Raw genomic sequence first — 25,086 nt, 5'->3', positions numbered from 1 at the left:
ACATGACATACGTGTCGTGTAATCTATTGACCATGAAGGTCCTGGAGGAGCTGCGTTATCTCGTGCTGGCGATCCAGCGCGAGGGTAACCGGCTGCTCGCCGCAGAGCTGCGCCCGTTGGGGATCACGCCTTCCCAGGCTGAGGTTCTGCGCGTCCTGCGCGACCACGGCCCACTCACACTCAACGCATTGGGCGGACTGCTGGTCTGCGAGACGGGCAACAGCCCCAGCCGTCTCGTCGACCGACTCGTTGCCCAGGGCCTCGTCCAACGCAGTGTCGACAAGGTGGACCGGCGCTACCTCGCGCTGAGCCTCACCGCCCAGGGCCGCGCGCTGCACCGCCGCGTCGTCACCGCGGAGAACCGGCTGCACCGGACCATCGACGGCCTGGTCGCGGACCGTGAGCTCAGCGAGACAATCGAGACCCTCCGCGCCGTCGCCGACGGCTTTCCCGCCGGCGCCGCCCTGGCCCGCCGCCGCGACCCTGCCCAAGCCATCCGCCCACGAGCGACTGTCGCCCAGGAGAGATAGACATGGAGCAAGCCACCGACACCATCCCGGCCGGCCCGACCGCCATCCGGCACCTCCTGCTCGACGCTCTCGCCCTCCCGGAGTGGAACGAGGCGTTCCTCGACATCGAGGGCCCGCCCGCGGCAGCCGAGGGGTCCCGCTACGCGCTCCGCGTGCGGCTGGGCCTGTCCGGCGAGCTGCTCTACACCGCCGTCGAGCCCGACCGCATCGAGATCACCTGGCAGGTCCCCGGCTTCCGCGAGGTCGGCACCTGGGCCATCGGCCAGGACAGCCAGGTCACCCACACCTTCGAGCAGACCGGTCCGCTCGCCACGGTCCTCCGCCCGGCGTACCGCAACATCGCGACCATCCGCCTGGCCCGACTCACCAACCGTCTGCGCGCACTGGCCCACAGCGCCTAGTCTCGGACGCATGCTGATAGACGTCCGAGACACCAGCCTGTACGTCGATCAGCGCGGTGCCGCGGACGCGCCACCACTGTTGTTCCTGCACGGCGGCCCCGGATCGGGCTCGTACGACTTCCTATCGTTCCAAGGCGATCGCCTGGCCGAGCGGCTGCACGTGATCGGCGTCGACCAGCGCGGAATCCAGCAGTCGGCTTCGGACACCGGACCGATCAGTGAACACCTCCTGATCGCGGACTTCGAGGCGCTGCGCGAGGCACTGGGGCTGGAGAGCTGGTCCATTCTCGGACACTCGTTCGGTGGCCGACTGGCGCTCCGCTACGCCGTGCAGCACCCAAAAACGGTCAGCAAGGTCATCTTCGAGAATCCGGCGTGGGACGTCGTACTCAACACCGACACCTTGATGCGGGCCGCGCTCCCGCTGCTTCCGGAGGGTGCCGTCGCCCCGGCGCACGAGGGGGCTGCGACCCGGCAGATGTGGGACGAGCGGATCGAGTTCGTCCGGGAGTTGGGCGACCGCCGGATGGAGATCTACCTCGGTCCGGACACGCAGGACTTGGAACTGCCTGCGGACACGGCGTTCTCCGACGAGGTCCACGCCCGCGCCACGCACTTCTACGAGGAGCTGGCGAGCTCCGGCGACTTCTTCGAGTCGCTGCTGCCACTGCTCGCGCAGGTCGACCAGCCTGCGCTGCTGATCAAGGGTGGCCACGACCCGGTCACCAGTCCGGAGGAGATTGCGCGCTTCCAGGCCGACGTACCGAAGGGGACCTATTACTTAGAGGCCACCGCTGGGCATTTCGCGCATGCCGAAGCGGCCGACGCCTACACGCGGCTGGTGACCGACTTCGTCCTCAGCTGAGGGCGATGGGCATGGCGCGTTTGTGCGCCGTCCGGCGGTGCGTCGCGATGATCGTGCTCGCGGCCTTCTCGTCGACCTCACCGCCTTCGAGGAAGTCGTCGATCTGGTCGTAGGTGACGCCCAGCACCTTCTCGTCGGGTACGCCGGGGTTGTTGGACTCGAGGTCTGCCGTCGGCACCTTGCCGGTGATCTCCGGCGCCGCCCCGAGGCGGGCACCGAGCTCACGCACGCGGCGCTTGGTCAGTCCAGACAGCGGCGTCACGTCGCACGCGCCGTCGCCGTACTTGGTGTAGAAGCCCATCACGGCCTCGGCCGCGTGATCCGTCCCGACCACCAGACCGCCGCGCGCGCCGGCGACGATGTACTGCGCGATCATCCGCTGCCGCGCCTTCACGTTGCCCGCGTGGAAGTCCTCACGGTCTCCGAGCCCGGCGTGCCGCACGGACTCGACCATGGCGTCGGTGGCCGGCTTCACGTCGACCACGAGCGTCTCGTCGGGCCGGATGAACTCCAGCGCCCGCTGCGCGTCCGCCTCGTCCGCCTGAACGCCGTACGGGAGCCGCATCGCGACGAACGTCGCCTGACCGCCCTCGCCGCGGACCCGCTCGACCGCGAGCTGGCAGAGCCGGCCGGCGGTGGAGGAGTCGACGCCGCCGCTGATCCCCAGCACGTACGACGTCGCGCCCGAACGGCGTAACAGGTCGGCGAGGAATTCGATCCGGCGCTCGATCTCGGTGTCCGGATCGAAGGACGCCGGCACACCCAGCTCGGCGATGATCAGTTCCTGCAGGTAGCGGCGCTCGTCGCTCATCGTGCCTCCCAGACCTGGCCTGGACATAAGGATTCCCCGCGCACCCGGAAGAGCTCACTTACCCTTGCTGCCTTCCGGCCCTGGGGGAGTTGGGCGAGATACCGCCACGCGGGGAACCGTGCACAAGTGTAGGGGATACCGCCCGCCGACCGGGAATCGCCCCCGCCCGCCGCCACGCTGTCAGCGAACACCCTGGCTCCCAGGCCGCACCCCGCCGCAAGCTGACTACGTGACGGATCATCAATTCGGCCGGTTCGGCATCGCCACCGGCCTGGACAGCAGTCCCCACTCACTCGAGGCCGCACAGATCGCCGAAGACCTCGGGTATCCCGCGATCTGGCTGTCCGGCGGCCCGCTGCCCGGTCTCCAGACGATCACCGACCTGGTCGGCGCGACGAACTCGATCAAGTTCATCAGCGGCGTACTGGCCGTCGTGACCTACCCCGCCGCCGACGTCGGAGCGACGTACGCCGATCTCCAGGCGACCGCGCCCGGCCGCTTCACCGTCGGCCTCGGCGGTGCCCACGGCCCGCGCCCGATCGAACGACTCACGGCGTACCTGGACGAACTCGAGGTCCCCTCGGACCACCGCGTCCTCGCGGCCCTCGGCCCACGCATGCTCGAGCTCGCCCGCGACCGCTCCGCCGGCGCCTTCCCCTTCCTCATCACCCCTGCCTACACCGCCCAGGCCCGCCAGGTCCTCGGTCCGGACAAACTCCTCGCCGTCAGTCACCTCGTCGTACTGGAAACCGACCCCGCCAAGGCCCGCGCCATCGCCCGCGACACCATCAGCTTCTTCCCCACCATCCCCGCGTACGCCGACTCCCTCGAACGCCAAGGCTTCAGCCGCGCCGACCAAGCCGAACTCCCCGACCACATGGTCGACGCCCTCGCCGCCTGGGGCACCCCCGCCGACATCAAGGCCAAACTCACCGAACACCTCACCGCCGGCGCCGACCACGTAGCCCTCAACGTCATCACCGGCATCACCGGTCCCCAACCCACCGCCCAGTGGCAAGCCCTGGCCCCCACCCTCCTCACCCCCTGATTTCCACAACCCCCACCGCTTCGCGTATCCTCTCCGCTTGGAGGATTCGCCTAGAGGCCTAGGGCGCACGCTTGGAAAGCGTGTTGGGGGCAACCCCTCACGAGTTCGAATCTCGTATCCTCCGCCACTCTGAACAGTGGCCACCCGACCAGCTTTCCACTGGGCAACGCACGACGTGGTCACCCACAGGGGCTGAACACAAGAAGGGCCGGTCGCCTACGCGACCGGCCCTTCTTCAGTGCGGGGTCTCAACAAGCCCTCGCAGGCAAACCTCGGAGACGAGGGCATGGGGCAACGGGAGGTCGTCTGATCGTGTCAGACTCGGCGGGTGCAGGTGAACGAGTTCTGGTCTCTGGTTGAGCGGGCCCGCGAGGACGCGTCTGTCGAGGGCGTGGATTGGCCGTCGGGTTCGGCCGTGGCCGAGGCTCTGGCGGCGGGGCTGGCGCAGCTGTCAGCGGAGCGGATCATCGAGTTCGACCACGCCTACCAGCGGACGACACGACGAGCTGATCAGTGGGCCCTGTGCGCGGCGGCGTACGTGATCTGGGGGTACATCTCCGACGACGCGTTCAGTGATTTCAAGGCCGGCCTGGTCGGCTTGGGACGCGACGCCTTCGAGCAGGCGACGGCCGATGCCGATGCACTGGCCGACCACCCGATGGTGCAAGCAATCGCCGCTGGACAGGTCGACCGATTCGCGTTGGCGGCCGAGGGCGTTCAGTACGCCGCGGCACGTGCGTTCGAGCAGCACAACGACGATGCCGACGCGTTCTGGGATGCCTTGGAAGCCCAGCCTGACGAAGCTGGTGACCAGGAAGAACTCCCGGGCGCCGACCGCTGGTCGGGGCGATTCGGAGGCGCCGAGGACCTCACTTTGATTCCGCAGCGGCTGCCCCGCCTGCTCGCCCTGTTCTCTGAGCGCGGATGCGGCGGGCACTGAGCGTCTTCCATCTCAGTTGATGGTGATGGTGCGGGCCCAGTGGGGTGGGGTGTCTGGGGTGTAGTCGGGGTCATCTTCGTTCACTGGGTTTGCTGGGCGGGGGAAGAGTCCGATGACGGTGCGGCAAGGTGGGGGCATGGATGGCCAGGGGGTTTGGCCGTCGGTGAGGGCAACGATGACGTCTGGGCGGGTGCGGAGCGCTTGGGCGAAGCCGGTGCGTAGGTCTGTTCCGCCGCCGCCGATGAGTTCGATGTTTTCGGCTCGGCAGATCGGTACGGCGACTCCGGCTGCGGCGTCGCAGGAGATGACCGACAGCAGGTCACGGCGCCCGCCGAGCGTTCGGGAGATTGCTGCTAGTTCCAGCAGGGCGCTGCCTAGTTCGGAGTCGCTCACTGAGCCTGAGGTGTCGATCACGACGCAGACCCGAGGCGGCGTACGGCGCAGGCTCGGCAACAGCACACCTGGTACGGCGGCCGACCGGCGGGAGGGGCGTCGATAGCTGTGGTCGTCGCCTGCGCCCGCGGCGGTCGCGGCGGACCGGACTGCAGCGCCGAGCAGTTGTCGCCAGTGCTGTGGTGGATGGAACGCTTCGTCGGCCCAGCGGCGCCAGCCGTCCGGGGCGGTGCCTGGTCTGCCCTTGATCCCTTCGGCGACTCGGAAGCGGACGGCGTCTTGCTCGTGCTTGCTGAGACCGTGTGCACCGTTGGGTCCCAGTTCCCACGGGCGGGCCTGGCCATCGGCTCCGCTGCCGCAGTCAAGCCAGGCCAGCTCCGGGGCGAGCCCGGACATCGACGTAGTGCGCAGGTACTCCTCCATCAGCAGTCCGGCGGGAAGTCCCAGCATCGATGGCAGCACTGCTCCGGTGGGCTGCGGTAGACCGTCGCCGTAGATGTCGTCGTTGATCTCGAAGTCGGCGGCGATGTTCCGCCGCAATCGCTCGCCTGGTCCGTAGGCCTCGTGCTCTCGCGCGAATCGCTCTCCGCGGCTGTGGTGGTCTCTCAGCAGGTGGGAGACCTCGTGCACCCAGACTCCGGCCAGTTCCTCCACCGGTGTGCGCGCCACGAAGCCGGGTGCGACGTAACAGCGCCAGTGCGGGTCCACGGCCATGGTCAGGACAGAACGGTCCTCCACTACGTGGAGTGCGAAGAGTGCGTCGGCCAAATAAGGGCGGACCTTTACTGCGTGCAGCCGAGCCGTGAGCAGCTTGTGCAAGTCCAGTGGAAGTGCACGCCGAGGCGGCGTGAGCTTAGCGGTCATCGGACTACCTGATCCGCTGATCGGGCCAGGTCGATCACTCCCACAAGGCGCTCGACCGCTTCCGGTACCTCCCAGTCTTCGCGCCGCAGCGCAGCCAACGCCATCGCCGGGGCAACCAGCAGATCCGGTACGCCGGTCTCCAGGGCGCGAATCAGAACCCGCCAACCCGCCTCCCATCGCTCTCGCTGCGGCCGCGCACCGATGGCCGCGACTACCGCCTCCAGTGCGGCCTGCCGCAGATCGCCTCGGACAGGCAACTCGGCACTGACCGGGTCGGCCAGCAGGGACTCAGGATCAGGTAGTTCCATCCGGTCCAGATGGGCCAGCAATTCGAGTCCGGCCCCGTCCCCCACGGCGCCCCGCACCAGCAACGCCAGCACGTCGCGGGACGCGGAGGACGCCGTACCGAAGGCCAGCAGAGTCAATGCGGCCTCCCAACTGCGGGGTGAAGGCCAAGCGCCGCCGCGTCGTGTCTCAGTGGCCGGCAGCCGATGGATCAGGGTCGGGCGCGCATCCAAGAAGCTGCAGACGGCTCGCCTGGCATAGGCCACCGCCTCTGGCAGTTGTTCTGGCACCAGCGAAGGCAACTCAGCACGGGGCCAGACACCGCCCAGCCCACGCACCACGACGTCGCGGTCGTGCGTCCAGTACAGATGTACGAATCGGTTCGCCAGCGGCGCACTCAGCTCCCAGCCGTCCGCCGCGGACGCTCGAGGATTGGCTGCGGCAATGATCCGCACTCCGGGCGGAAGTTGCAGGGCGCCGACCCTGCGCTCCAAAACGACACGGAGAAGTGCAGCCTGTACGGCGGGGGTGGCTGTGGACAGTTCGTCCAGAAAGAGCAAGCCCCGCCCGGCGCGAACGAGTTCGACGGCCCACTGCGGCGGCGCCATCGGTACGCCTTGCACTGTCGGGTCATCGCCGATGATGGGCAAGCCGGAGAAGTCTGTCGGCTCGTGCACACTGGCGATCACTGTGGTCAGCGGCAGGCCGAGAGAGGCAGCGAGCTGACCCAAGGCCGCGGTCTTGCCGATGCCCGGTTCGCCCCAGAGCAACACGGGCAAGTCGGCCGCGACGGCCAGCGCGAGGGCTTCGAGTTGATCGTCGGGACGCGGCTCGGTGGTGGTCGTTCTCAACAAGGCAAGGAGTTTCTCGGCGGTGACGAGTTCGTCGGCCGGGATAGGAGTGGACAGAGCAGGGCTGAGAGTCATAAGCATCACCTGGTTTTCGAGAGAGGGAGCGGCGGCCGGTCAGGCCATGCCGGTACGGCGACGTGCGCGGCTGCTGCGTTTGCTGCGAACCAAGGCAGGAGTACGCCGGCCGATCCGGGGCCGGCGCAGCTCCGGATCCGGGCTGTCCGCACCGGCAGCGCGGTGCGAGCTGATCAGCCCGGATCGGAATCGGCCGTGATCGATACGCCGTGCCGCGGCCGATTCCAGCTCTTGCCGGAGCGGCCCGTCGTACAGGATCGCGCGCGGACCGAGCAAGCCCTCGATCACGTTCAACGCACCGACGACATCACCGTGGCGGATCCGATCCCGGATCGCGGGTAGCGCATCCGGGTCGCGTTGAATGTCGTCAATCGCCTGTAGACAAGGCAGTCCGGGCCCGCCAAGCGCGATCAGCAGCCCCTCCCGGCGCAGCTGTACCGGGTCATGATCGACCGCCGCCAGGACGCCGTCCCGCAGGGCAATCCGGTGGATCTCGCCGCGGCATTCGACCCGATTGGGATCGCCGGCCTTCGAGCCGGCCGCCGGTCCTGGGCCTTCAGCTCCCAGCGCTGCGGCGACCATCGGATGCAGGTTCTCGGGCGCGATCAGGCTGGCCTGCAACAACTCCAGATCCGGGAGGAGTCTGGTGGATGCCTCCGGCAGTTGTGGAAGGACTGCGATCTCCTGCGCCGGCATCGGTTCACGAAGCGGCCGAAGCGTCGGGACATGACTGTTGTCAGGGGCAACGAGTTCGAACACGGACTGGCGTCGTCTGCCGAGCCGCACCGTGAAGGGTCCGTACGGCTGTCCTTCGGCGGCCAGCAACAGCTCGGCCTCTGCGGCCCACGAACCGCTGTCGGCACCGCACCGCGCCGACAGGTCGCCGTACCGGGTGGAGTCCCAAAGGTGGCGGTGCAGGTCGAGGCGGAAGCGTCGGCTGGGATGCGGGTGTGGATGGTGTCTCGGCGCCGGATCGTCCCAGAGGGCCAGAGACATCCGTTGTCCCGCATCCGCCCAGGCAGGCGGCGTCCGCACCACCAGCGTGGCCGCGCCGTAACGGCTCAGGGCGACGGTCAGTCCGGGTCTGAGTCGTCCGTCGGGCTGGATCCGGGGCATGTGCCATCGCAACAGGTCCGGCGCCAACCGACGCAGGTCCGCACGGAGGCACCTGACGAGCTCAGTGCCGTGGCGGTCGCGCACGGCGCGCAGGTCGAGATCGACGTCGACGCGGGCGGCGGCGCAGGCTCCCGCCCAGTCACCGACCGCACGTCGTGCGGAGACAATCTCGATCATGGAGGGTGGCACGGCGTACAGACGCACGCGCTGCCACATCAAGAGGCGGGGTGGAATCGGGTTCGCGAGCTGGAGTGCCATCAGCACTCACCTTCTGCGACCGATCCCTCCGATCCGTACGAGACGTTGTTCTTCATCACCAGCATCATAGATGCCGCGAGGTCGACCTGTCAGGCTTCGATGGTGATCAGGTGGGCTTGGATCTTGCCGTCGATCGGGCCTGGGCCGAAGCGGTCGGCCAGGGCGGCTGCGCAGGTTTGGGTGACGGTGGCGAGGTCGGAGGTAGTGCGGGCTTCGATCTCGGCGCGGACTGGGGTGCCTTGGCAGTAGGCGATTGCGGCGGCCTCGGCTGAGCGGGCGCGGCTGCGGGCGGGGATTGTTTCGTAGTGTGGGGTGGTGGTGAAGCCGGCGGCGGTTAGGTCGTCGGTGATGGTTTGTAGGTCGTGGTAGCCGTGGGGGGTGCGTTCCATGAAGCGTGGTGGGTCGGTCGGGTAGAGGGTTGCGAGGGTGGTACCGATGGTGGCGGCGAACTCGTTTTCCTCGATGCGGTCCCAGACGCTGAAGAGCAGGGTGCCGCCGGGGCGCAGGACTCGGCGGGCTTCGGCGAAGCCGCGAGCGCGGTCGGGGAAGAACATTGCGCCGAACTGGCAGAACACGACGTCGAAGCTTGCGTCTTCGAAGGGGAGGTCCAGGGCGTCGGCTTGTTGCCAGCGCACCGGTCTGAGGGTGCCGGTTGCTTCGGCGTGGTCGAGCATTGCTTGGTTGAGATCGGTGGCTATGAGCTCTACCGATTCGGGGAGCAGTCGCGCTGCTGCGCGCGTGACCACTCCGGTGCCTGCGGCAACCTCCAGCACCCGGTTCGGCTTCAGGTCCGCCACTCGCTGGGCGAGATCTTCGGCGTACGACGCGAAGATCATCGGCACCATGTATTCGTCGTAGAACTCGGGAATCGAGCCTACGAACACCGCATCGGATCCGTTCATTCGAGCACCCCCTTGTTCGAAGACTGGACTTCATCGGCGGCATTGTCGAGCCCCAGGAACCTGCGATCAACGGGTGAGAACTGGCTCAGCGGGCCGGTGGCTCGCAGGATGACATCCAGTACGCGGGCGGGATCTGCTCCGTAGCTCTGGGCGAACCAGGGCATGTTGGCCTCGACCACAGCCCACCTCCTTCGGGCAGTTGCCGGATCGGCGATCTGGCCGACATCGACAACCACGGCGCTCGGCAGGTCGGCGATCACGTCGAGTGCGAAAGTGCGGGCGCTCTCGACCAGCGGGCCGACGTCCAGGTGGCCGAAAGTGGCATAGCGGCTGCCTGTCACCACTTCGCCGTCGAGGACGAACAGCCGGTACTCCGCTGCGAAGGTGACGACCTCCGAGATCAGGACGGGGGTGTCGGGTGGAAGGTCGGGGAGTTCCGAGCCGTCGCTGTAGACAGTCGCTGGAAACGTCTTGTCGCGCGGAGGCTTCAGGAAGGCGGGGCCTTGCCTGGTTCGAGCGATCGCTGCGGTGGTGAGGTCGATACGGCGGCCGGCGAGAGATTCGGGGAGCTTGACCAGCCAGTCGTCGGGCGGTTCGAGCAGCTTGAGGTCCAGTACGTCGGCGACTCGGGCGGCCGCGGCGGGCCCGCCGTACCAGTGCACGATGTGCTCCCGCAGGCCGGAGAGGTTGTCGGCCGCGCGGAGCGACAGACCGCGGACTCGCGCTGCTTCGGCGAGCAGGATCGCCGTACTGGTCTGTTGGCCGGAGGTCAGGAGAGTGTGCACTTCGGTTACGCCAGGTGGGTTCGGACGATGTGGCGGAGGAGGGTGGAGACGTCCAGGTCTTCGAGGAGGTTGAGGGTTTGGGTGGCGCGGAGGGTGGCCAGGCCGTGGAGGTTGGTCCAGAGGGCGACGGCTCGGGTGGGGGCGTCGGTGGGGTGGGACTGGGCGACGAGGTCGATGAAGGTTTGGAGGAGGGGGAGGGACTGGGCGCGGAGGTTGGCGCCGGCGCCTTCGAGGAGGTCGTGGCGGAAGATCAGGTCGAACATGCCGGGGCGTTCGGCGGCGAAGGCCAGGTAGCGCTCGGCGGCCACGACGAGGCGATCCTCAACTGAGGCGGAGCCGGCTGTGGGGAGGGCCAGGCGGGTGGCCAGGTCGGTGAGGCCGGTGGCGGCGATGGCGGCGAGGAGGGCGTTGTGGGTGGGGAAGTGGCGGCGCGGGGCGCCGTGGGAAACGCCGGTACGGCGGGTTATCGCGCGCAGAGTGAGGTTCGCGAGGCCGTCTTCTTCCAGGAGTTCGACGCCGGCCTGGACCAGGCGGTCGCGCAATGGGGTCTCGGTCACCACGACATTGTGACTCTTCGAGTGGGTACAGTCGGGACTGTGACTACCGGGTCGGCTAAACGCCATGCACGAGTTGGGTTCCCGGTCGCTCTCTGAGCGCCGAAGGGGCCGCCCGCGGGCCGCCCTCGTCTTCTCTCTCACCGCACCAGCGCAGTATCCCCAACAGAGAGAAGAGAATGCCCAACCCTTTCACCGATGCACTGATTGCTGAGTTCCGCGCGAACAACGGCAAGCTGAGCGGGCCGTTCGCCGACGCGCGAATGTTGCTGTTGACAACGACCGGACGTCGCTCGGGGCGGCCGCACACCGCTGTCGTCGCCTACTATCCCGATCGCGACCGGGTGCTGGTCGTCGGCTCTGCCGGCGGTTCCGACAAGCACCCGGACTGGTACCTCAACCTGCTCGCCAATCCCGTCGTCACCGTCGAGACCGGTCTGTTCACCTACGAGGCCGACGCCGCACCGCTGGCCGGCGCCGAGCGCGACGAGGTGTTCGATCGCCTCGTCGAGGCAAACAAAGGCTGGGGTGAGTACCAGGCCGGTACGACGCGCACGATCCCCGTGATTGCCCTTACCCAGAAGCAGATCGGCCCGCCGCGCGGAGGTGGTTCGTTCGCGGATCTGCTGGTCCGGATCCACACGGCGTTCCGGCAGGAGCTCGCGTTGATCCGCAACGAGGTCGCAACCTCCGGTACGGCGGGCATCGGCGCACAGCTGCGCGTCAACTGCCTCACGCTGTGCCAGGGCCTGCACCATCACCACACCGGCGAGTCCGGCGGCGTCTTCCCGGCCCTGCTTCAGCAACACCCCGAGCTGGCCGACGAGATCGCCGTACTGCAGTCCGAGCACGACCAGCTCGCCGTACATCTGGAGGAGCTCGAGAAGCTCCTCACCACGCCGCAGCCCGACTTGCTTCCGAAGGTCGACCGCATCGTCGCTCTCCTCACGGCTCACCTCGACCGCGAGGAGGCGGCATTGCTGTCCTACTTGTGAGCCAGTAGCGCATAGGCGTTCGGCAGCCGGCCGGACCAGGCCGCGGCGGTGTACCCGTCCTGGGGCCGCCAGAACGGCTCGGCGTACTCCTCCAGTACGTCGAGCCGCAGCCCGGCGCGCGTGATCGCAGTGACGATCTGGCCGAGCGTCCACTGCCATTCGCGCGCGCCGTTGCCGGGGAAGGTGTCGTTGATGTGCGACTCGGCGAAGTAGCTGCGGTCCGCGCGGATCCGTGGCTCGTCCTCGTCCCACGACCACAGCGGCACGGCCGGATGCCCCTCATACACAAACAAACTGCCACCAGGTCGCAGCACCCGAGCCGCATCCCGCGCCCACGCGTCGAGATCGCGCATCCAAATCAACGCGCCCTTGCCGGTGTAGACGAGGTCAGCACACTCGTCACGCACCGGTACGCCGGGCACCTCCGCAGCGACGTACCGAACCGGTACGCCGATCTCCGTCGCCCGGCGCTGCGCCGCACCAGCCGCCACCACGCTGTAGTCGATCCCCAGCACACTCCGCGCCCCCGCACGCACCAGCGCCGTGTCGTCGACCCCGTGTCCACTCTGGAAGTGCACAACGGTCGGACCGGTCGCCAGCACCGCACTCAGCAACTCCAGCTCCCGCGGGAACAGCCCCACCCGACCACGAGCGTCTGCCAGCAAGTCGTCGTACTCGTTCACATGCTTGGTCGACGCCCGCTCCCAGACCGCCCGGTTACTCCGCACCGCCTCATCCATCCGCCGAGTCTGTCAGCGCGTCGTACAAGTCGCGAACGAAATACGTGTCCGCCAGCGCATCGTGAATCGCATAGGCAGACTGATCGATCCCAACCATCGCCGCCATCTCCCCCACCGAAGCAGTCGGCGGCATCCGCGTCCGCCCGAGCAGCTGGCTGATCACACAAACCAGCCGGAAGTCCCACGGCACGTCGGCCGCGTCGGGCGCAACCAACCCGTGCACATGCATCAGGTGCAGTACGTCGTTCGCATCCATCCACGGCGCAGCTCCGACCCACACCGGCTGGTCCGCAGTGAGCTCGACCATGAGCTCGGCGATCTCACGCCCGCTGGCTACGTCAACGGAGGATCCTGGATGCCGATCGAAGCGACTAATCGTCAACGCCTGCTCGGTAGCTCGATCCAGATCCAGCTCGTGCAAGGGAACGAAGCGGTTGTGGACGGTCTCACGGCCGTCGTCCTCGCGCCGGATCACCGCCAGCTGCCAGATCTGACGCCCGCCCGGCAGCCATGGCTCGCGGAGGCTGGTGGTCTCGAGGTCAACGAAGAGGATCGGCATCAATCCAGTCTGCTGGGTTCCACTGACAAGTCGGCCAGTACGCCGTAGTGGTCGCTGAGGATTGGGTCGGTGCCGACCAGCGCGGCGTGGAGGACTCTGGTGCGGTAGGCGCGGGGCATGGCGGTGAGGATGTAGTCGAGGCGACGGTGGTGGGTGGGTTGACCGAGGAGGTGGTCGATCTCTTGGCGGGCGAGGGGGTTGTTGGTGGTCCAGGTGTGGCCGGGGCCATCGCCGGCGATTCGCCAGGCGTCCTGGTACGCCGTACTGCGTCCTGCCAGCGACTGGAGACCGGTGAGGAAGCGGAGGCCGGCGGAGTCGGGGGTGGCGTTGAGGTCGCCGGCGATGACGGTGGGGACGGGGGTGCCGTGGCGGTCGTCCAGGTCGGCGACGGCGAGGAGCTGGGTCTCCCGTACGGCGGACTGGTCGAGTCGCCAGGGCGTGGTCGGCTGGATGAGGAGCATGGGGCCGACGTCGGGGAGCTCGATCGTCGCGGCGAGGGTCCACCAGTGCTCTGGTGCCGAGGCGGTTGGGCGGTGGTCGAGCACCTCTGCGACCTCGAAAGGCCAGCAGGTGGCGAGGGCGGAGCCGTCGGTGGCGTCGGGCAGGTCGATCAGGTCGGCCTGGTGGACGGCGTACTCGAGGCCGGTGCCGTCGAGCAGTTCAGGGAGCTGGTCGGGGTAGCAGACCTCCTGCAGTACGACGACGTCCGGCCGCAGGCGGATCAGCTCGGCGTTGATCAGCGCCGACCGCTGCGGATCGCCGGCATCGTGCCAGACATTCAGCGTGAGGACCCGAAATCGCATGCTCGAACGAGTACCCGACTCCGAATCCGTCACTCACAGTCATTGTCACGCTGCGTGATGTGACATTTTCTGGAAGAACGACCCGTGGAGGAGAAATCGTTCGGGGAAAGTGCGAAAAAACCGCACGAACCTGTAACGCAGGGCGGACCGTGACGATAAACGGTTGAGCGTGCCGGTTGGGGGGCCAGCGGAACGCTCCGGTGCTTCTTCGGGATCGCCGGATTTTGGGGGGAACGAACAGGTGCTCACCCGGGGCGGGGTGAGCACCTGTTTCCGTTCTCAGCCCTTGATGCCGACGTTGGCCATGCCCTCGACGAAGCGCTTCTGCGCGAAGACGAACAGCACGATCATCGGCAGCGTCGCGAGCGCCGTACCGGCCATCAGGTAGGGCCACTGGATCTCGGCCGGGTTCTGGGAGAAGATCGCCAGCCCGAGCTGGAGCGGGCGCATCTCGTCCGAGGTGGTGATCATCAGCGGCCAGAGGAAGCCGTTCCAGGCGGCCTCGATCTGGAAGACCGCGATCGTGATCAGGGCCGGCTTGATCAGCGGCGTCATGATCCGCCAGAAGATGCCGAACTCACCGAGGCCGTCGACGCGCGCCGCCTGAGCGAGCTCGTCCGGCAGCGAGACGAAGAACTGCCGGGCCAGGAAGGTGAAGAACGGCGCGGCGCCGAGCGGGATGATGAGTCCCCACCAGGAGTTCAGCCAGCCGATCCCGCCCTGGCCGACGATGTTGTTGCCGCCGAACAGCGGGATCGACTTCACGATCATGAACAGCGGCACCAGGATGATCTGGAACGGCACCAGCAGCAGCACGATGAAGTAGCCGAGCATGAACTTGCCGCCCTTCAGCGGCATCTTCGCCAGCGCGTACCCGGCCGTCGTACAGACCACCAGGGTGAACGCCGTCTCGCCCAGCGCGATCAGCGCGCTGTTGCGGAAGTAGCGCAGGAACGGCGCGGTCTGCATCGCCTCGCTGAAGTTGCTCCAGCGCAGCTCACCAGGCAACCACGAGAACTTCAGGATCTCGAGCTCGCTCTTGAACGCCGTCAGCACCATCCACAGGAACGGCGTGATCATCAGCAGCGCGCCGACGATCAGTACGACGTACAGCAGGATCCGGCCCGGCCGGACCGCCGACGGCTTGGTCGAGGCCGGTGCGACCGCCGGCAACGTGGCGCTAGTCATTGGTATCCGCCCTCTGGAGCAGGCGTCCGACACCGATGAAGACGGCGATCACGATCATCATGATCACGGTCTCGGCGGACGCATAGCCGAGTTTCAGGTCCTGGAACGCGTTCTGGTAGATGTCGAGCACCAGCACGCGGGTCTCACTGCCGGGGCCGCCGCGCGTCATCACGTAGACCAGATCGAAGACCTGGAAGGTCCCGACGATCGACGTGATCAGCACGAAGAACTGCACCGGGCCCAGCGCCGGCAGCGTCACATTGCGGAACTTCTGCCACCGCGAGGCGCCGTCGATGTCGGCCGACTCGAGCAGGTCGCGGGACACGCCCTGCAACGCGGCCAGGTAGATGATGATCTTGGTGCCGAGGCCTTGCCAGATACCGACGACCATCAGCGAACCGAGTGCCGTGTTGGGGTCGGCCAGCCAGCGGTTCGGCGCGAACCCGAACAGGCTGAGGAAGCCGTTCGCCAGGCCGGAGCCCGGGTTGTAGATCCACAGCCAGATCGTCGCGACCGCAACCGTCGCGGTGACGGTCGGGATGTAGAACGCGGTCCGGAAGAACCCGATCCCGCGGATCTTCTGGTTCAGCCCGATCGCGACCGCGAGCGAGATCGCCATCGAGATCGGGATCACGATCAGCGCGTACAGCACGGTGTGCCACAGCGACGCCAGGAAGTCGACATCGCGGAACAGCTCGCTGTAGTTGCCGAAACCGACCCACGACCAGGTGTCACCGAAGCTGTAGTCAGTGAGCGAAAGCACCAGTACGGCGATCACCGGGATCACGATGAAGATGCCGGAGTGGAGCAGGGCCGGCGCGAGCAGCGCCCAGCCGGTGCGGACCTGACTGCGGGTCAGCGTGCCCTTGTCCTTGGCGACAGCGGTCTTGCCGGAGGTGGCGAGCGCCGGGCGCTCGAGTGTTGTGCTCATCGGCTTTGTCCTGCCAGGTTGTGCAGCACCTTCGCGGGATCCTTCTGTCCGAGGACCGCCTGGGTGAGCTGGATGTCGAAGTTGCCCCGCATCTCGAGCCAGTTCGGCGGGACCTCGTTCTCGTTCGCGGCCTTGTCCAGACCCTCGGCGACGAACTTGCTCAGCGGGTTGGACTTCGCCTGCGGCGAGTTGGCCGCGTCCTTGTACGCCGGCAGCTTCTTGTTCAGCTTGGCCATCGCGTCCAGCGTGCTCGGCTGGGTCATCGACTGGATGAACGACCAGGCCGCTTCCTTGTGCCGGCTGCGGGACCCGATCGAGGCCAGGTCACCACCCATGTACTCGATCTCCTTGCCGCTGTTGAAGCGGAAGAACTTCAGGTCGTCGCAGTTCTTCTGGCCGATGCCCTTGCCGCCGGTGCCGCAGTCGACCGCACCGCCGACGATGCCCATCGCGGCCTCACCGGAGTAGACGAGCGGCTGCTGGGCGGCGTTCACCTGGCCGTACGGCTGGACGTTGTTGATCATCGACTTGATCCACAGCAGGGTGTCGAGCCCGGCCTGGTTGTCGAAGTTCGGCTCGCCGCCGACGTAGAGCGGCGTACCGGTGGAGGCGAGGAACGTCGTGAACGACTGCCGGAAACCCGACGCCGACGCGAGGTCGAAGCCGCTCCGGGTGATGTTGCCGTTCTTGTCCCGCTTGGTCAGCTTCTCGGCCGCGACCTTGATGTCGGCCAGCGACGTCGGCGGCTTCTCAGGGTCCAGCCCGGCCTCGATGAACGCGCTCTTGCGCAGCGCGACCGCACGAGTGTCGGCGAGCAGCGGGTACGCGTACATCTTGCCGTCGTAGGTGACCGCGGGGATCAGCGCCGCGATGCTCTTCTCCTTGATCACGTCCGGGGTCAGCCCGAACGCGCCGAGGTCGGCGAAGATCCGCTTCGACGCGAACGGCTGGACCCAGCCGACGCCGGTCACCATCACGTCGTACGGGATGCCGGCCGCGATCGAGGTCGACATCTTCTCGTTCAGGTTGTTGTACGTCGCGAAGTCCGGCTCGACCTTCATCTTCGGATAGGCCTTGTGGAAGTCGTCGACAACCTTCTGGAACTGTTGCCGGCCCTCGTTGCTCGGCGGGAACGACGGGAGCAACACCCGCAGTGTCCCGGTGGCCTCGGCCGGCGGAACGCCGTCCGTGCTCTTGTCGATCACCCCGCTGCCACAACTGCTGACCACCACGGCAAGGGCCGCGGCCAGCAACGTCAGTCCCACGGAACGTCTCACAGGGGAACTCCTTCGCATCAAGTGCAGCGAAAGTATGGGAAAGGGCTTTCCTCGTCAAGACCTCGACGCTCGAACGATCACTATCGATCAGTTCCGGAACCAGACCGATCAGAGTTCCGTTCTGATGGACCCGTTCAGCGTTGCAGTTCCGGCCCGCGTTCCGGGGAATTCTGCGGTCCGGAGCGGCGGGATCCCATGTTGTTCTCGCCGAGCCGAGAGGCGGAGGCGAGTGGCGCGGAGCCGGAGCGGCTCGCGTGTACGGCGGTCGCCAGGTCCGGCGGGAGTTCCTGCGGCTGCGCGGTGCCGGGGGTCTGCGGTGCGGCCTGCTGCGGTGCTTGTCCGGTTGAGAGGTTTTGCTCGGTCGTGACACCGCGCTCGACGCGGGTCTCGGGCGCGGGCTGGCTCCACTCCTTGCTCAGCGCCCTGACCGCGTCCTTGCCTGCGCTGACTGAGCGACCTCCGGCCAGGGCCGATTCACGCCGCTTCCGGTCCGGGTCAGGCTCCTGCTTGAGCTCCTTCAAACCGGCCATCGGCGGCTTCATCGCCGCCTCGATCCGCCCGATCGCCGCTTCCCGCTCCGATTCCGGCACCTTCCCCGGCAGATCGCTGCTCTCATACATCATCTCGGCTGCGGTGCGGAACTTCTCCCCCGCATTGACGATGGCGAGGCGCCGGGCGACCTCCGCGGGCTCCACGCCGGTCTCGCGCCCGATACCTTCCGCGAAACGGCGGGCCGCCGGCGTGTAGTGCGGATACGACGACCGAGCCTCGGCCGTCTTGATTCCGGGCGCGATCTCCTCGAGCCCGAGCTCGTCGATGTACTCGTTGAGGTTGTCGTAGCTGTGAACCTCGGTGATGCCCTCTTCGAGCGCCTGCTCCGGCAGATTCTGGAACGGTGCCGCACCGTCGGAGTGCTCGGTACCTTCGGCCGCGAGCATGTGAGTGTTCTCGTGATGAACGGTCTTAACCGCCTCACGGTACGACCGCAGCGTCTCCGGGTCCTGGTTGTAGACCCGGGCGTTCTCGAACATCTCCTGGAGCGGAGCCTTCACCGAGCGGTCGGCATAGGTGATGGTGTGGTTCCACTCGGCAACGCCGTGGGCGTTGTCCTCGGGCGGCGTTACGCCGATCTTGCCGTTCCACGAGGAGTGGTGGGCGCCTGCAACCCTGATGGCGGCGCGGGCCTGCTCCACCATCAACTGGTTGTAGGTGGTGACCTTCATTCGGCGTTGAGCTTCAGCGACGACCGCAGCATCGCCAGGGAACCGTTCATCTCGACGATCGCGTACTTCTCGCTCTCCGGCGCGGTGTCGGCGATCCGACCAATCTCAGCCATAGCTGCTGTGATGCGCGCAATGCGCTCGGCGTTGGTACCGCTGTCGTCGGTGGCCCCGAGGTGAACGCGCACCGCCTCGTTCATCGCATCGGACCACGGCGGCTCGTCCGCGCCCTCGCCGGCGCGGATGATGGCCTCGATGTTCTCGATGTCCCCGTCGGCGTCCCAACGATCCTTGGGATCGTCGATCGTGGCGGCCAGTTCCTTCAGCCGGGCGATGTCCGCGGGCAGGGTCGCCGGGAGGGTCTTGTCGCCGAGAACGTCGAGAACCTTGTCGCTCTCAACCCTGAACTGCTCGTAGTCCATGGGCTGAATCTACCGTTTGCGCACCGCACGAGGACCTCAGATTGAGCGTCGGAAGCAGTGACAAATGCTGCACCGGGCCCGGAGTCGACTGGAGTTTGCGGAGCAGGACGTCGCACGCCGTCTCGCCGAGGGCGAACTTAGGCGGGCAGACCGCCGTCAACGGGACGACCGCGAGGGCTGCGGTGACGTCGTTGTAGACGACTACGGCGAGGTCTTCGGGGACGCGGAGGCCGCGTTCCATGGCGCGTTCGACCAGGCGGGCGGCTTGCTCGTCGGAGTGGATGAAGGCGGCGCGGGAGCCGAAGGCTTCGCACTCGGTCAGGAAGGCGTCGAGCTGAGCCAGCGAGGCGGGGTCGTCGCCGGTCTGCGGGAGCTCGAGCGGGGAGATGTACGTCTCGACGCCGAGCGTGCCGGCCGCTTCGTCGATACCGCGGCGCAGCCAGTACGCCGTCACTGTCGGCTGCAGGCTGATCGCGATCCGGCGGTGGCCGATCTGGGCGAAATGGCGCAGCGCGAGCATGGCGCCGTACGCGTGGTCGGTGCGGACGTGGTCGTACTCGCTGGCCACGTGCGGGTGGCCGAAGGCGCGCTCCATCAGGACCACCGGTACGTCGATCTCCTCCAGGCGGCTGCCGATCCGGTGCGCGTCGCCGTCGCCGTACGCGGTGCTGAGCAGGAGGCCGGCGACGCCGATGCCAAGCACCTTCTCGATCCGCTCGATCTCGGTGTCGCCGTCGTACCCGGAGACGCCGAGGACCAGGCGGGCGCCGTACCGGGCCGCTGTTGCCTCGGCGCCGCGGATCACGTCGGTGTAGTACGTCGAGGCGCTGGGGACCACGATGCCGATCGTGAGCCGCTCGCCGGGTGCGCTCTGGTCGGCCGGGCTGGTGCCGATCGCGCCGCCGTGGACCCGGCGGAGCAGCCCGGCTCCGTCGAGCTCGGCCAGGTCCCGGCGTACTGTGATCGCGGAAACGCCCAGCTCGGCCACCAACTCGGCCACCCGGAGCCGGCCGTGGCGGCGCAGGCTCCGCAGGATCAGCTCGTGGCGCTCCGAAGCAAGCATGCGCTCCCCTGGTGGTCTTTGATGATTGTTTGTGATCATACGATCAAGCACGGCGCAGTGTGACAACCAGGAGGCGAATCAGTGGAACAGGCCGGCGGCCGGACCAACGCGGTGTTGGCGAAACTGACAGTGGTCGGCGACCTGCTGCTGCTGCAACTGACCTTCCTGGTGGTGAGCGCCGGCATCATCACGCTGTTCCCGGCGGCCTTCGCGCTGCAGCGGGTGCTGCCGGAGGCGATCAGCCAGGAGCGGACCGGGCTGATGCGGCTGTTCTTCCGCGAGTTCGTCTGGACGTTCAAGCGGTTCTGGTTGTCCGGATTCGGTCTGTACGTCGGCGGAGTGATGCTGGCGTTCGGACTGGCCTTCTGGGCGAACGCCGACGGGCCGGTGCGCATTTTCGCGCTCGCAGTGCTCATCCCGCTGACCGGAATGATCCTGGGGCTCTATCTGAGCGGTCTCGCTGTGCTGCGCGATGCGGCTGCGGACGCGACGATGAAGACGCTGTTCCGGCAGGCCAACCTGTTTCTGCTGCGGCGGTCGCTGCCGGTGGCGGGTGGAGTGATCGGACTGCTCACCTGGTTCGCGCTGGCGTCGCAGGTGCCGACACTGCTGGTGATCGGGTCCGGACTGGTCCCAGCACTCATCGCCTACTGGCTGGGCGGCGGGCGTCGCCGTACCGAGTCTGAGGAAAAAGATTCGGGAGGCGTGTCAATCTGAGCCTCTCCACTTCGACGTAAGGGTGTAAAGGCCCTCACGAAGGAGACTCAGATGTACGCGACGACCGACACCCTGGCGACCACGCCGGCCACGCAGGGCGGCCGCTCGCGATGGCTCGCCCTCTACACGCTGTGCGCGGGCATGTTGATGATCGTGCTCGACGTCACCGTGGTGAACGTGGCGCTGCCGGCCATTCAGGACGACCTCGGTTTCACCAGCTCCTCGCTCGCCTGGGTCGTCAACGCCTACCTGATCGCGTTCGGCGGTCTCCTGCTGCTGGCCGGGCGACTGGGCGACCTGCTGGGGCGCCGTAACGTCTTCATCGCCGGACTGGTCGTTTTCACCGTCGCCTCGGTGCTGTGCGGACTGGCAACCTCACAAGAGGTACTGGTGATCGCACGGTTCATCCAGGGCATCGGTGGCGCGCTCACCTCCGCAGTGATCCTGGGCATGATCGTCACGCTGTTCCCTGAGCCGCGCGAGCAGGCCAAGGCGATCGGGATGTACGCCTTCGTCGCCTCGGCCGGTGGCTCGATCGGTCTGCTGGCGGGCGGCGTACTGACGCAGGCGATCAGCTGGCACTGGATCTTCTTCGTCAACCTGCCGATCGGCATTCTGACCATCGCACTGGCCGGCAAGCTGATCGAGAAGGACAAGGGCCTCGGCATGGGCCGCGGAACCGACGTACCGGGCGCAGTACTCATCACTGCGGCGCTGATGCTCGGTGTGTTCACCATCGTGAAGCCGGCCGCCGAGCTGGGCTGGACCGCTGGACGCACCGTCGCCCTGTCGCTGCTGACGCTCACTCTGCTGCTCTGCTTCGTCGTCCGGCAGGCGACCGCCACCAACCCACTGGTGCCGCTGCGCATCTTCCGCTCCCGCAACCTGTCCGGAGCGAACGTCGTACAGGCTCTGTCCAGCTCGGGCATGTTCGGCATCTTCTTCCTCGGCTCGCTCTACCTGCAGCGAGTCCTCGGGTACGACGCTCTGGAGATCGGACTGGCGTTCCTGCCGACCACAGTGGTGATGGGCCTGCTGTCGGTGAAGTACTCCGAGAAGCTGGTCACCCGCTTCGGCCCCCGTCGCCCCCTGATCGCCGGACTGGCGCTCGTGACGGCCGGACTGGTGTTGTTCACTCAGGCTCCGGTCGGCGGCAGCTACGTCGTACACGTCCTGCCGGTGCTCGTCCTGCTCGGCCTCGGCGGCGGCATCGCCTTCCCCGCCCTGATGGGTCTGTCGATGGCCGACGTACAGCCTGAAGACGCCGGTCTCGCCTCCGGCCTCATCGGCACCATGGGCGAAGTAGGCGCCGCCCTCGGCCTCGCCGTACTGGCCACCCTCTCCGCCACCCACACCACCGGCCCCACCCAGCTCCAGGCCCTCACCAACGGCTACCACTTCTCCTTCGCCGTAGCCGCCGCCATCGTCGCCGCCTCCGTAGCCATCGCCTACTTCTTCATGCGCCCCGCCAAAACCAACTAGCCGTACGCCGCTCCCCGCGACCCACCGTAGTCACGGGGAGCGCTCACGCGGTACGCCGGCGGCGGCCGATCAGGGAGGCGATCACGGCGATCAGCGCCAAGGCGAGTGCGATCAGCAAGCTGGGGAGGCGGTCGAGGAAGAAGCGCAGGAGGAGAAAGGCGCCGCAACCGACGATGACGATGACCGCGGCGCTCCCGAAGACCGGGTGGTCGCGCTCGACGGAGCTGATCCAGGGGCGGTAGCGCGCGGGAGCGATGACGTCCGGGAGCAGGAGCAGAACGAACAAGGCTGCTGTCAGGACGCTCTCGAGGTCCGGGCGGACGACGGCTCGGAGGGTGAAGAGCGCGACCATGCACAGCAGGAAGACCCGCATCGGCGGCGACGGCGGTCGCAGAGCGCGCTCGTTGGAGCCGTTCAGCAGGTTCACGAGCCGATGATCGCACGGGGTTTGTCCACAGGGTGAGGGATCGGGTTTCGGGCCTGGGGGTGGGATGGGGAAGGATGGGGGCGAGCGGGTTGTGGCTCGGTGGTTTGTTGTCGGTGAAGGGGAATCAACGTGGTGGTGCAGTCGATCGAGCAGCGGATCGCCGAGGAGCTGGGAGTCCGCGAGAACCAGGTGCGGGCAGCGGTGGCGCTGCTGGACGAGGGCTCGACGGTCCCGTTCATCGCGCGGTACCGCAAGGAGGTCACCGGCGAGCTCGACGATGCGCAGCTGCGCACGCTCGAGGAGCGGTTGCGGTACCTGCGCGAGCTGGAGGAGCGCCGGCAGACCGTCCTGGAGTCGATCGCCAGCCAGGGCAAGCTGGACGACGCACTGAAGGCCTCGATCCTCGCCGCGGACACGAAGTCGCGGCTCGAGGACATCTACCTGCCGTTCAAGCCGAAGCGGCGGACGAAGGCGATGATCGCCCGCGAGAACGGCCTGGAGCCGCTCGCCGACGGGCTGATGGCCGACCCGACCGTGGAGCCGCTCGCGGCCGCGGCCGTATTCGTGAACGCCGAGGTGCCGGACGCCCAGGCGGCGCTGGACGGCGCGCGGGCGATCCTGGTCGAGCGGTTCGCGGAGGACGCGGACCTGATCGGTGAGCTGCGCGAGCGGCTGTGGACGCAGGGCCGGTTGGCGTCGACGGTGCGCGAGGGCAAGGAGACCGAGGGCGCGAAGTTCTCGGACTACTTCGAGTTCGACGAGCCGTTCACGAAGATGCCGTCGCACCGGATCCTCGCCATGTTCCGCGGCGAGAAGGAGGACGTGCTGACGCTCACCATCGAGCCGCTGCCGGCCGGTGTCGAGGCGGACGGCCCGACGGAGTACGAGACCACCATCGCCCGCAAGGTCGGCGTCGAGAACCAGGGCCGCGCGGCCGACAAGTGGCTGATCGAGACGGTCCGCTGGGCCTGGCGGACCAAGATCCTGTTCCACCTCGGCATCGACCTGCGGATGCGGTTGCGTCAGGTCGCCGAGGAAGAGGCGATCCGGGTCTTCGCGTCCAACCTGCGTGACCTGCTGCTCGCCGCCCCGGCCGGCACCCGCGCCACGATGGGCCTCGACCCGGGCTTCCGGACCGGCGTGAAGGTCGCCGTCGTCGACGCGACCGGCAAGGTCGTCAACACCGGCGTCATCTACCCGCACGTCCCGCAGAACCAGTGGGACAAGTCGATCGCCACCCTGGCCGCACTGGCCGCCGCGCACAACGTCGAATTGATTGCCATCGGCAACGGTACGGCGTCGCGCGAGACGGACAAGCTGGCCGCGGAGCTGATCGCCAAGCACCCCGAGCTGAAGCTCACCAAGGCCGTCGTCTCCGAGGCCGGCGCGTCGGTCTACTCAGCGTCGGCGTTCGCGTCGGCGGAGCTGCCCGGCATGGACGTCTCGCTCCGTGGCGCGGTCTCGATCGCCCGCCGCCTGCAGGACCCGCTGGCCGAGCTGGTGAAGATCGACCCGAAGTCGATCGGCGTCGGTCAGTACCAGCACGACCTCGCCGAGAACGCCTTGTCCCGCTCGCTCGACGCGGTCGTCGAGGACTGTGTGAACGCGGTCGGCGTCGACCTCAACACCGCCTCCGCCCCGCTGCTGACCCGCGTCTCCGGCATCACCCAGGGCCTGGCCGACAACATCGTCCAGCACCGCGACACCCACGGCCCGTTCCCGTCCCGGAGCGCCCTGAAGGACGTCGCCCGGCTCGGCCCGAAGGCCTTCGAGCAGGCAGCCGGCTTCCTCCGGATCCCCGGCGGCGACGACCCGCTCGACTCCTCCAGCGTGCACCCTGAGGCGTACCCCGTCGTACGGCGAATCCTGGACGCGACCGGATCCGACCTCAAGTCGCTGATCGGCTCGGCCGAGCTGAAGCGGCTGAACGCGGCGGACTTCGTCGACGACATGTTCGGCCTGCCGACCGTCACCGACATCCTCGCCGAGCTCGAGAAGCCCGGCCGCGACCCGCGCCCGGCGTTCAAGACCGCCGTCTTCGCCGAAGGCGTCGACAAGATCGCCGACCTCAAGCCCGGCATGAAGCTCGAAGGCCAGGTCACCAACGTCGCCGCCTTCGGCGCCTTCATCGACATCGGCGTCCACCAGGACGGCCTCGCGCACGTGTCGGCCCTGTCGAAGAACTTCGTCAAGGACCCGAGCGAGGTGGTGAAGGTCGGCGACATCGTCACGGTCAAGGTGCTCGAGGTCGACATCCCGCGGCAGCGGATCTCCCTTACGCTCCGCCTGGACGACGAGGTAGGCGGCGGCGGTGGTGGTCGCCAGAGCGGCGGCGGTCGCGAGCAAGGCCGCGGCGGTCAAGGCGGCGGTGGTGGTCGCGGCCCGGGTGGCGGCGGTGGTCGCGGACCCGGCGGTCGCGGCCCCGGCGGCGGCCGCGGCAGCCAGGGCGGACGCCCCCAGAACGCCCCTAAGGCCGACACTCCCATGGACGAAGGCTCCCTCGCCGACGCCTTCCGCAAGGCCGGCTTCACAGTTCGCTGACGTTCCTACGAAGGGCCCCGGTGTACGCCGGGGCCTTTCGTGC

At 67.7% G+C, this 25,086-nt stretch carries 26 protein-coding genes, 1 tRNA gene and 1 other RNA gene; 10 read left to right on the top strand and 18 right to left on the bottom strand.

Translation table 11 applies throughout. The annotated features are described in order from the left end of the window. Positions 1-32: 32 nt before the first annotated feature. From ABZS29_RS27405 to ABZS29_RS27395, 3 genes are read left to right on the top strand one after another with little or no spacing between them, the layout of a single operon-like run. On the top strand, positions 33-530 hold the full coding sequence (locus ABZS29_RS27405; RefSeq protein ID WP_355465937.1) for a MarR family transcriptional regulator: 498 nt from the start codon (positions 33-35) through the stop codon (positions 528-530). Positions 531-532: 2 nt separating this feature from the next. Continuing rightward, on the top strand, positions 533-931 hold the full coding sequence (locus ABZS29_RS27400) for a hypothetical protein (protein ID WP_355465935.1): 399 nt from the start codon (positions 533-535) through the stop codon (positions 929-931). A 10-nt stretch (positions 932-941) separates the two neighbouring features. Beyond that, positions 942-1,796: an alpha/beta hydrolase gene (locus ABZS29_RS27395; protein ID WP_355465933.1), complete on the top strand. Its 855-nt coding sequence runs from the start codon at positions 942-944 to the stop codon at positions 1,794-1,796. Here the strand turns inward: ABZS29_RS27395 and nadE are convergent. Continuing rightward, positions 1,789-2,607, bottom strand: coding sequence for an ammonia-dependent NAD(+) synthetase (gene nadE / locus ABZS29_RS27390; RefSeq protein WP_355465931.1), 819 nt, complete (start codon positions 2,605-2,607; stop codon positions 1,789-1,791). The two genes, ABZS29_RS27395 and nadE, sit on opposite strands and share 8 nt — an antisense overlap. A 24-nt stretch (positions 2,608-2,631) precedes the next feature. After that, positions 2,632-2,728, bottom strand: an RNA gene (gene ffs, locus ABZS29_RS27385) — signal recognition particle sRNA small type. 108 nt (positions 2,729-2,836) lie between these two features. On the opposite strand from ffs, the gene ABZS29_RS27380 reads away from it, so the two are divergent. The 3 genes from ABZS29_RS27380 (at position 2,837) to ABZS29_RS27370 (ending at position 4,595) form a co-directional block, all read left to right on the top strand. Continuing rightward, positions 2,837-3,655, top strand: coding sequence for a TIGR03620 family F420-dependent LLM class oxidoreductase (locus tag ABZS29_RS27380; protein WP_355465930.1), 819 nt, complete (start codon positions 2,837-2,839; stop codon positions 3,653-3,655). A 39-nt stretch (positions 3,656-3,694) separates the two neighbouring features. Then, positions 3,695-3,782, top strand: a tRNA-Ser gene (locus ABZS29_RS27375). A 201-nt stretch (positions 3,783-3,983) separates the two neighbouring features. Further along, entirely contained in the window at positions 3,984-4,595 is a 612-nt protein-coding gene (locus ABZS29_RS27370; RefSeq protein ID WP_355465928.1) for a DUF4240 domain-containing protein, read from the top strand. 12 nt (positions 4,596-4,607) lie between these two features. Here the strand turns inward: ABZS29_RS27370 and ABZS29_RS27365 are convergent, their stop codons facing one another. The 6 genes from ABZS29_RS27365 to ABZS29_RS27340 all read right to left on the bottom strand — a co-directional run bounded on the left by ABZS29_RS27365 (position 4,608) and on the right by ABZS29_RS27340 (position 10,681). Next, positions 4,608-5,852, bottom strand: coding sequence for a VWA-like domain-containing protein (locus tag ABZS29_RS27365; RefSeq protein WP_355465926.1), 1,245 nt, complete (start codon positions 5,850-5,852; stop codon positions 4,608-4,610). Beyond that, positions 5,849-7,063 carry an AAA family ATPase gene (locus ABZS29_RS27360; protein WP_355465924.1) on the bottom strand — a complete coding sequence of 405 codons (1,215 nt, stop codon included), beginning with the start codon at positions 7,061-7,063 and terminating at the stop codon, positions 5,849-5,851. The genes ABZS29_RS27365 and ABZS29_RS27360 overlap by 4 nt, the downstream gene beginning before the upstream one ends. A gap of 39 nt (positions 7,064-7,102) precedes the next feature. After that, on the bottom strand, positions 7,103-8,437 hold the full coding sequence (locus ABZS29_RS27355) for a hypothetical protein (protein ID WP_355465922.1): 1,335 nt from the start codon (positions 8,435-8,437) through the stop codon (positions 7,103-7,105). Between the two features lie 89 nt (positions 8,438-8,526). Beyond that, the gene (locus tag ABZS29_RS27350) at positions 8,527-9,339 is read right to left on the bottom strand and encodes a class I SAM-dependent methyltransferase (RefSeq protein WP_355465920.1); all 813 of its coding nucleotides are present in this window, start codon (positions 9,337-9,339) and stop codon (positions 8,527-8,529) included. Beyond that, positions 9,336-10,124 carry an ATP-grasp domain-containing protein gene (locus tag ABZS29_RS27345; protein ID WP_355465918.1) on the bottom strand — a complete coding sequence of 263 codons (789 nt, stop codon included), beginning with the start codon at positions 10,122-10,124 and terminating at the stop codon, positions 9,336-9,338. The genes ABZS29_RS27350 and ABZS29_RS27345 overlap by 4 nt, the downstream gene beginning before the upstream one ends. Positions 10,125-10,129: 5 nt before the next feature. After that, positions 10,130-10,681 carry a TetR/AcrR family transcriptional regulator gene (locus ABZS29_RS27340; protein WP_355465916.1) on the bottom strand — a complete coding sequence of 184 codons (552 nt, stop codon included), beginning with the start codon at positions 10,679-10,681 and terminating at the stop codon, positions 10,130-10,132. Positions 10,682-10,857: 176 nt separating this feature from the next. Here ABZS29_RS27340 and ABZS29_RS27335 point away from each other — a divergent pair, with 176 nt between their 5' ends. After that, positions 10,858-11,673, top strand: a complete 816-nt coding sequence (locus tag ABZS29_RS27335) for a nitroreductase/quinone reductase family protein (RefSeq protein ID WP_355465914.1) — start codon at positions 10,858-10,860, stop codon at positions 11,671-11,673. On the opposite strand, the gene ABZS29_RS27330 is transcribed toward ABZS29_RS27335, so the two are convergent. From ABZS29_RS27330 to ABZS29_RS27290, 9 genes are all read right to left on the bottom strand, one after another. Further along, a complete protein-coding gene (locus tag ABZS29_RS27330; RefSeq protein WP_355465912.1) occupies positions 11,664-12,413 on the bottom strand; it encodes a class I SAM-dependent methyltransferase in 750 nt (249 codons plus the stop codon). The genes ABZS29_RS27335 and ABZS29_RS27330 overlap by 10 nt on opposite strands. Beyond that, positions 12,406-12,972 (bottom strand): hypothetical protein, encoded by a 567-nt coding sequence (locus tag ABZS29_RS27325; protein WP_355465910.1) that lies wholly within the window; start codon positions 12,970-12,972, stop codon positions 12,406-12,408. The genes ABZS29_RS27330 and ABZS29_RS27325 overlap by 8 nt, the downstream gene beginning before the upstream one ends. After that, positions 12,972-13,775, bottom strand: a complete 804-nt coding sequence (locus ABZS29_RS27320) for an endonuclease/exonuclease/phosphatase family protein (RefSeq protein WP_355465909.1) — start codon at positions 13,773-13,775, stop codon at positions 12,972-12,974. Before ABZS29_RS27320 ends, ABZS29_RS27325 begins: the two co-directional genes overlap by 1 nt. Positions 13,776-14,054: 279 nt before the next feature. After that, on the bottom strand, positions 14,055-14,963 hold the full coding sequence (locus ABZS29_RS27315) for a carbohydrate ABC transporter permease (protein ID WP_355465907.1): 909 nt from the start codon (positions 14,961-14,963) through the stop codon (positions 14,055-14,057). Beyond that, on the bottom strand, positions 14,956-15,894 hold the full coding sequence (locus ABZS29_RS27310; protein ID WP_355465905.1) for a sugar ABC transporter permease: 939 nt from the start codon (positions 15,892-15,894) through the stop codon (positions 14,956-14,958). Before ABZS29_RS27310 ends, ABZS29_RS27315 begins: the two co-directional genes overlap by 8 nt. Then, positions 15,891-17,171, bottom strand: a complete 1,281-nt coding sequence (locus ABZS29_RS27305) for an extracellular solute-binding protein (RefSeq protein WP_355465903.1) — start codon at positions 17,169-17,171, stop codon at positions 15,891-15,893. Before ABZS29_RS27305 ends, ABZS29_RS27310 begins: the two co-directional genes overlap by 4 nt. A gap of 134 nt (positions 17,172-17,305) precedes the next feature. Beyond that, positions 17,306-18,394, bottom strand: a complete 1,089-nt coding sequence (locus ABZS29_RS27300) for a hypothetical protein (protein ID WP_355465901.1) — start codon at positions 18,392-18,394, stop codon at positions 17,306-17,308. Continuing rightward, positions 18,391-18,813 carry a hypothetical protein gene (locus ABZS29_RS27295; RefSeq protein ID WP_355465900.1) on the bottom strand — a complete coding sequence of 141 codons (423 nt, stop codon included), beginning with the start codon at positions 18,811-18,813 and terminating at the stop codon, positions 18,391-18,393. Before ABZS29_RS27295 ends, ABZS29_RS27300 begins: the two co-directional genes overlap by 4 nt. After that, positions 18,788-19,876 carry a substrate-binding domain-containing protein gene (locus ABZS29_RS27290; RefSeq protein WP_355465898.1) on the bottom strand — a complete coding sequence of 363 codons (1,089 nt, stop codon included), beginning with the start codon at positions 19,874-19,876 and terminating at the stop codon, positions 18,788-18,790. Before ABZS29_RS27290 ends, ABZS29_RS27295 begins: the two co-directional genes overlap by 26 nt. Positions 19,877-19,957: 81 nt before the next feature. Between ABZS29_RS27290 and ABZS29_RS27285 the strand changes: the two genes are divergently transcribed. Both ABZS29_RS27285 and ABZS29_RS27280 read left to right on the top strand, forming a co-directional pair. After that, complete coding sequence (locus ABZS29_RS27285; protein WP_355465896.1) at positions 19,958-20,593, top strand: DUF624 domain-containing protein; 636 nt, start codon at positions 19,958-19,960, stop codon at positions 20,591-20,593. 51 nt (positions 20,594-20,644) lie between these two features. Continuing rightward, a complete protein-coding gene (locus ABZS29_RS27280) occupies positions 20,645-22,075 on the top strand; it encodes an MFS transporter (RefSeq protein ID WP_355465894.1) in 1,431 nt (476 codons plus the stop codon). Positions 22,076-22,118: 43 nt separating this feature from the next. Here the strand turns inward: ABZS29_RS27280 and ABZS29_RS27275 are convergent, their stop codons facing one another. Continuing rightward, positions 22,119-22,502, bottom strand: a complete 384-nt coding sequence (locus tag ABZS29_RS27275; RefSeq protein WP_355465892.1) for a hypothetical protein — start codon at positions 22,500-22,502, stop codon at positions 22,119-22,121. A gap of 129 nt (positions 22,503-22,631) precedes the next feature. Here ABZS29_RS27275 and ABZS29_RS27270 point away from each other — a divergent pair, with 129 nt between their 5' ends. Then, entirely contained in the window at positions 22,632-25,043 is a 2,412-nt protein-coding gene (locus ABZS29_RS27270; RefSeq protein WP_355465890.1) for a Tex family protein, read from the top strand. Positions 25,044-25,086 lie beyond the last annotated feature (43 nt).

The sequence above is a fragment of the Kribbella sp. NPDC005582 genome (genome assembly GCF_040605415.1).
Taxonomy (GTDB): Bacteria; Actinomycetota; Actinomycetes; order Propionibacteriales; family Kribbellaceae; genus Kribbella.
This window is presented reverse-complemented; position numbering and strand designations above follow the sequence as displayed.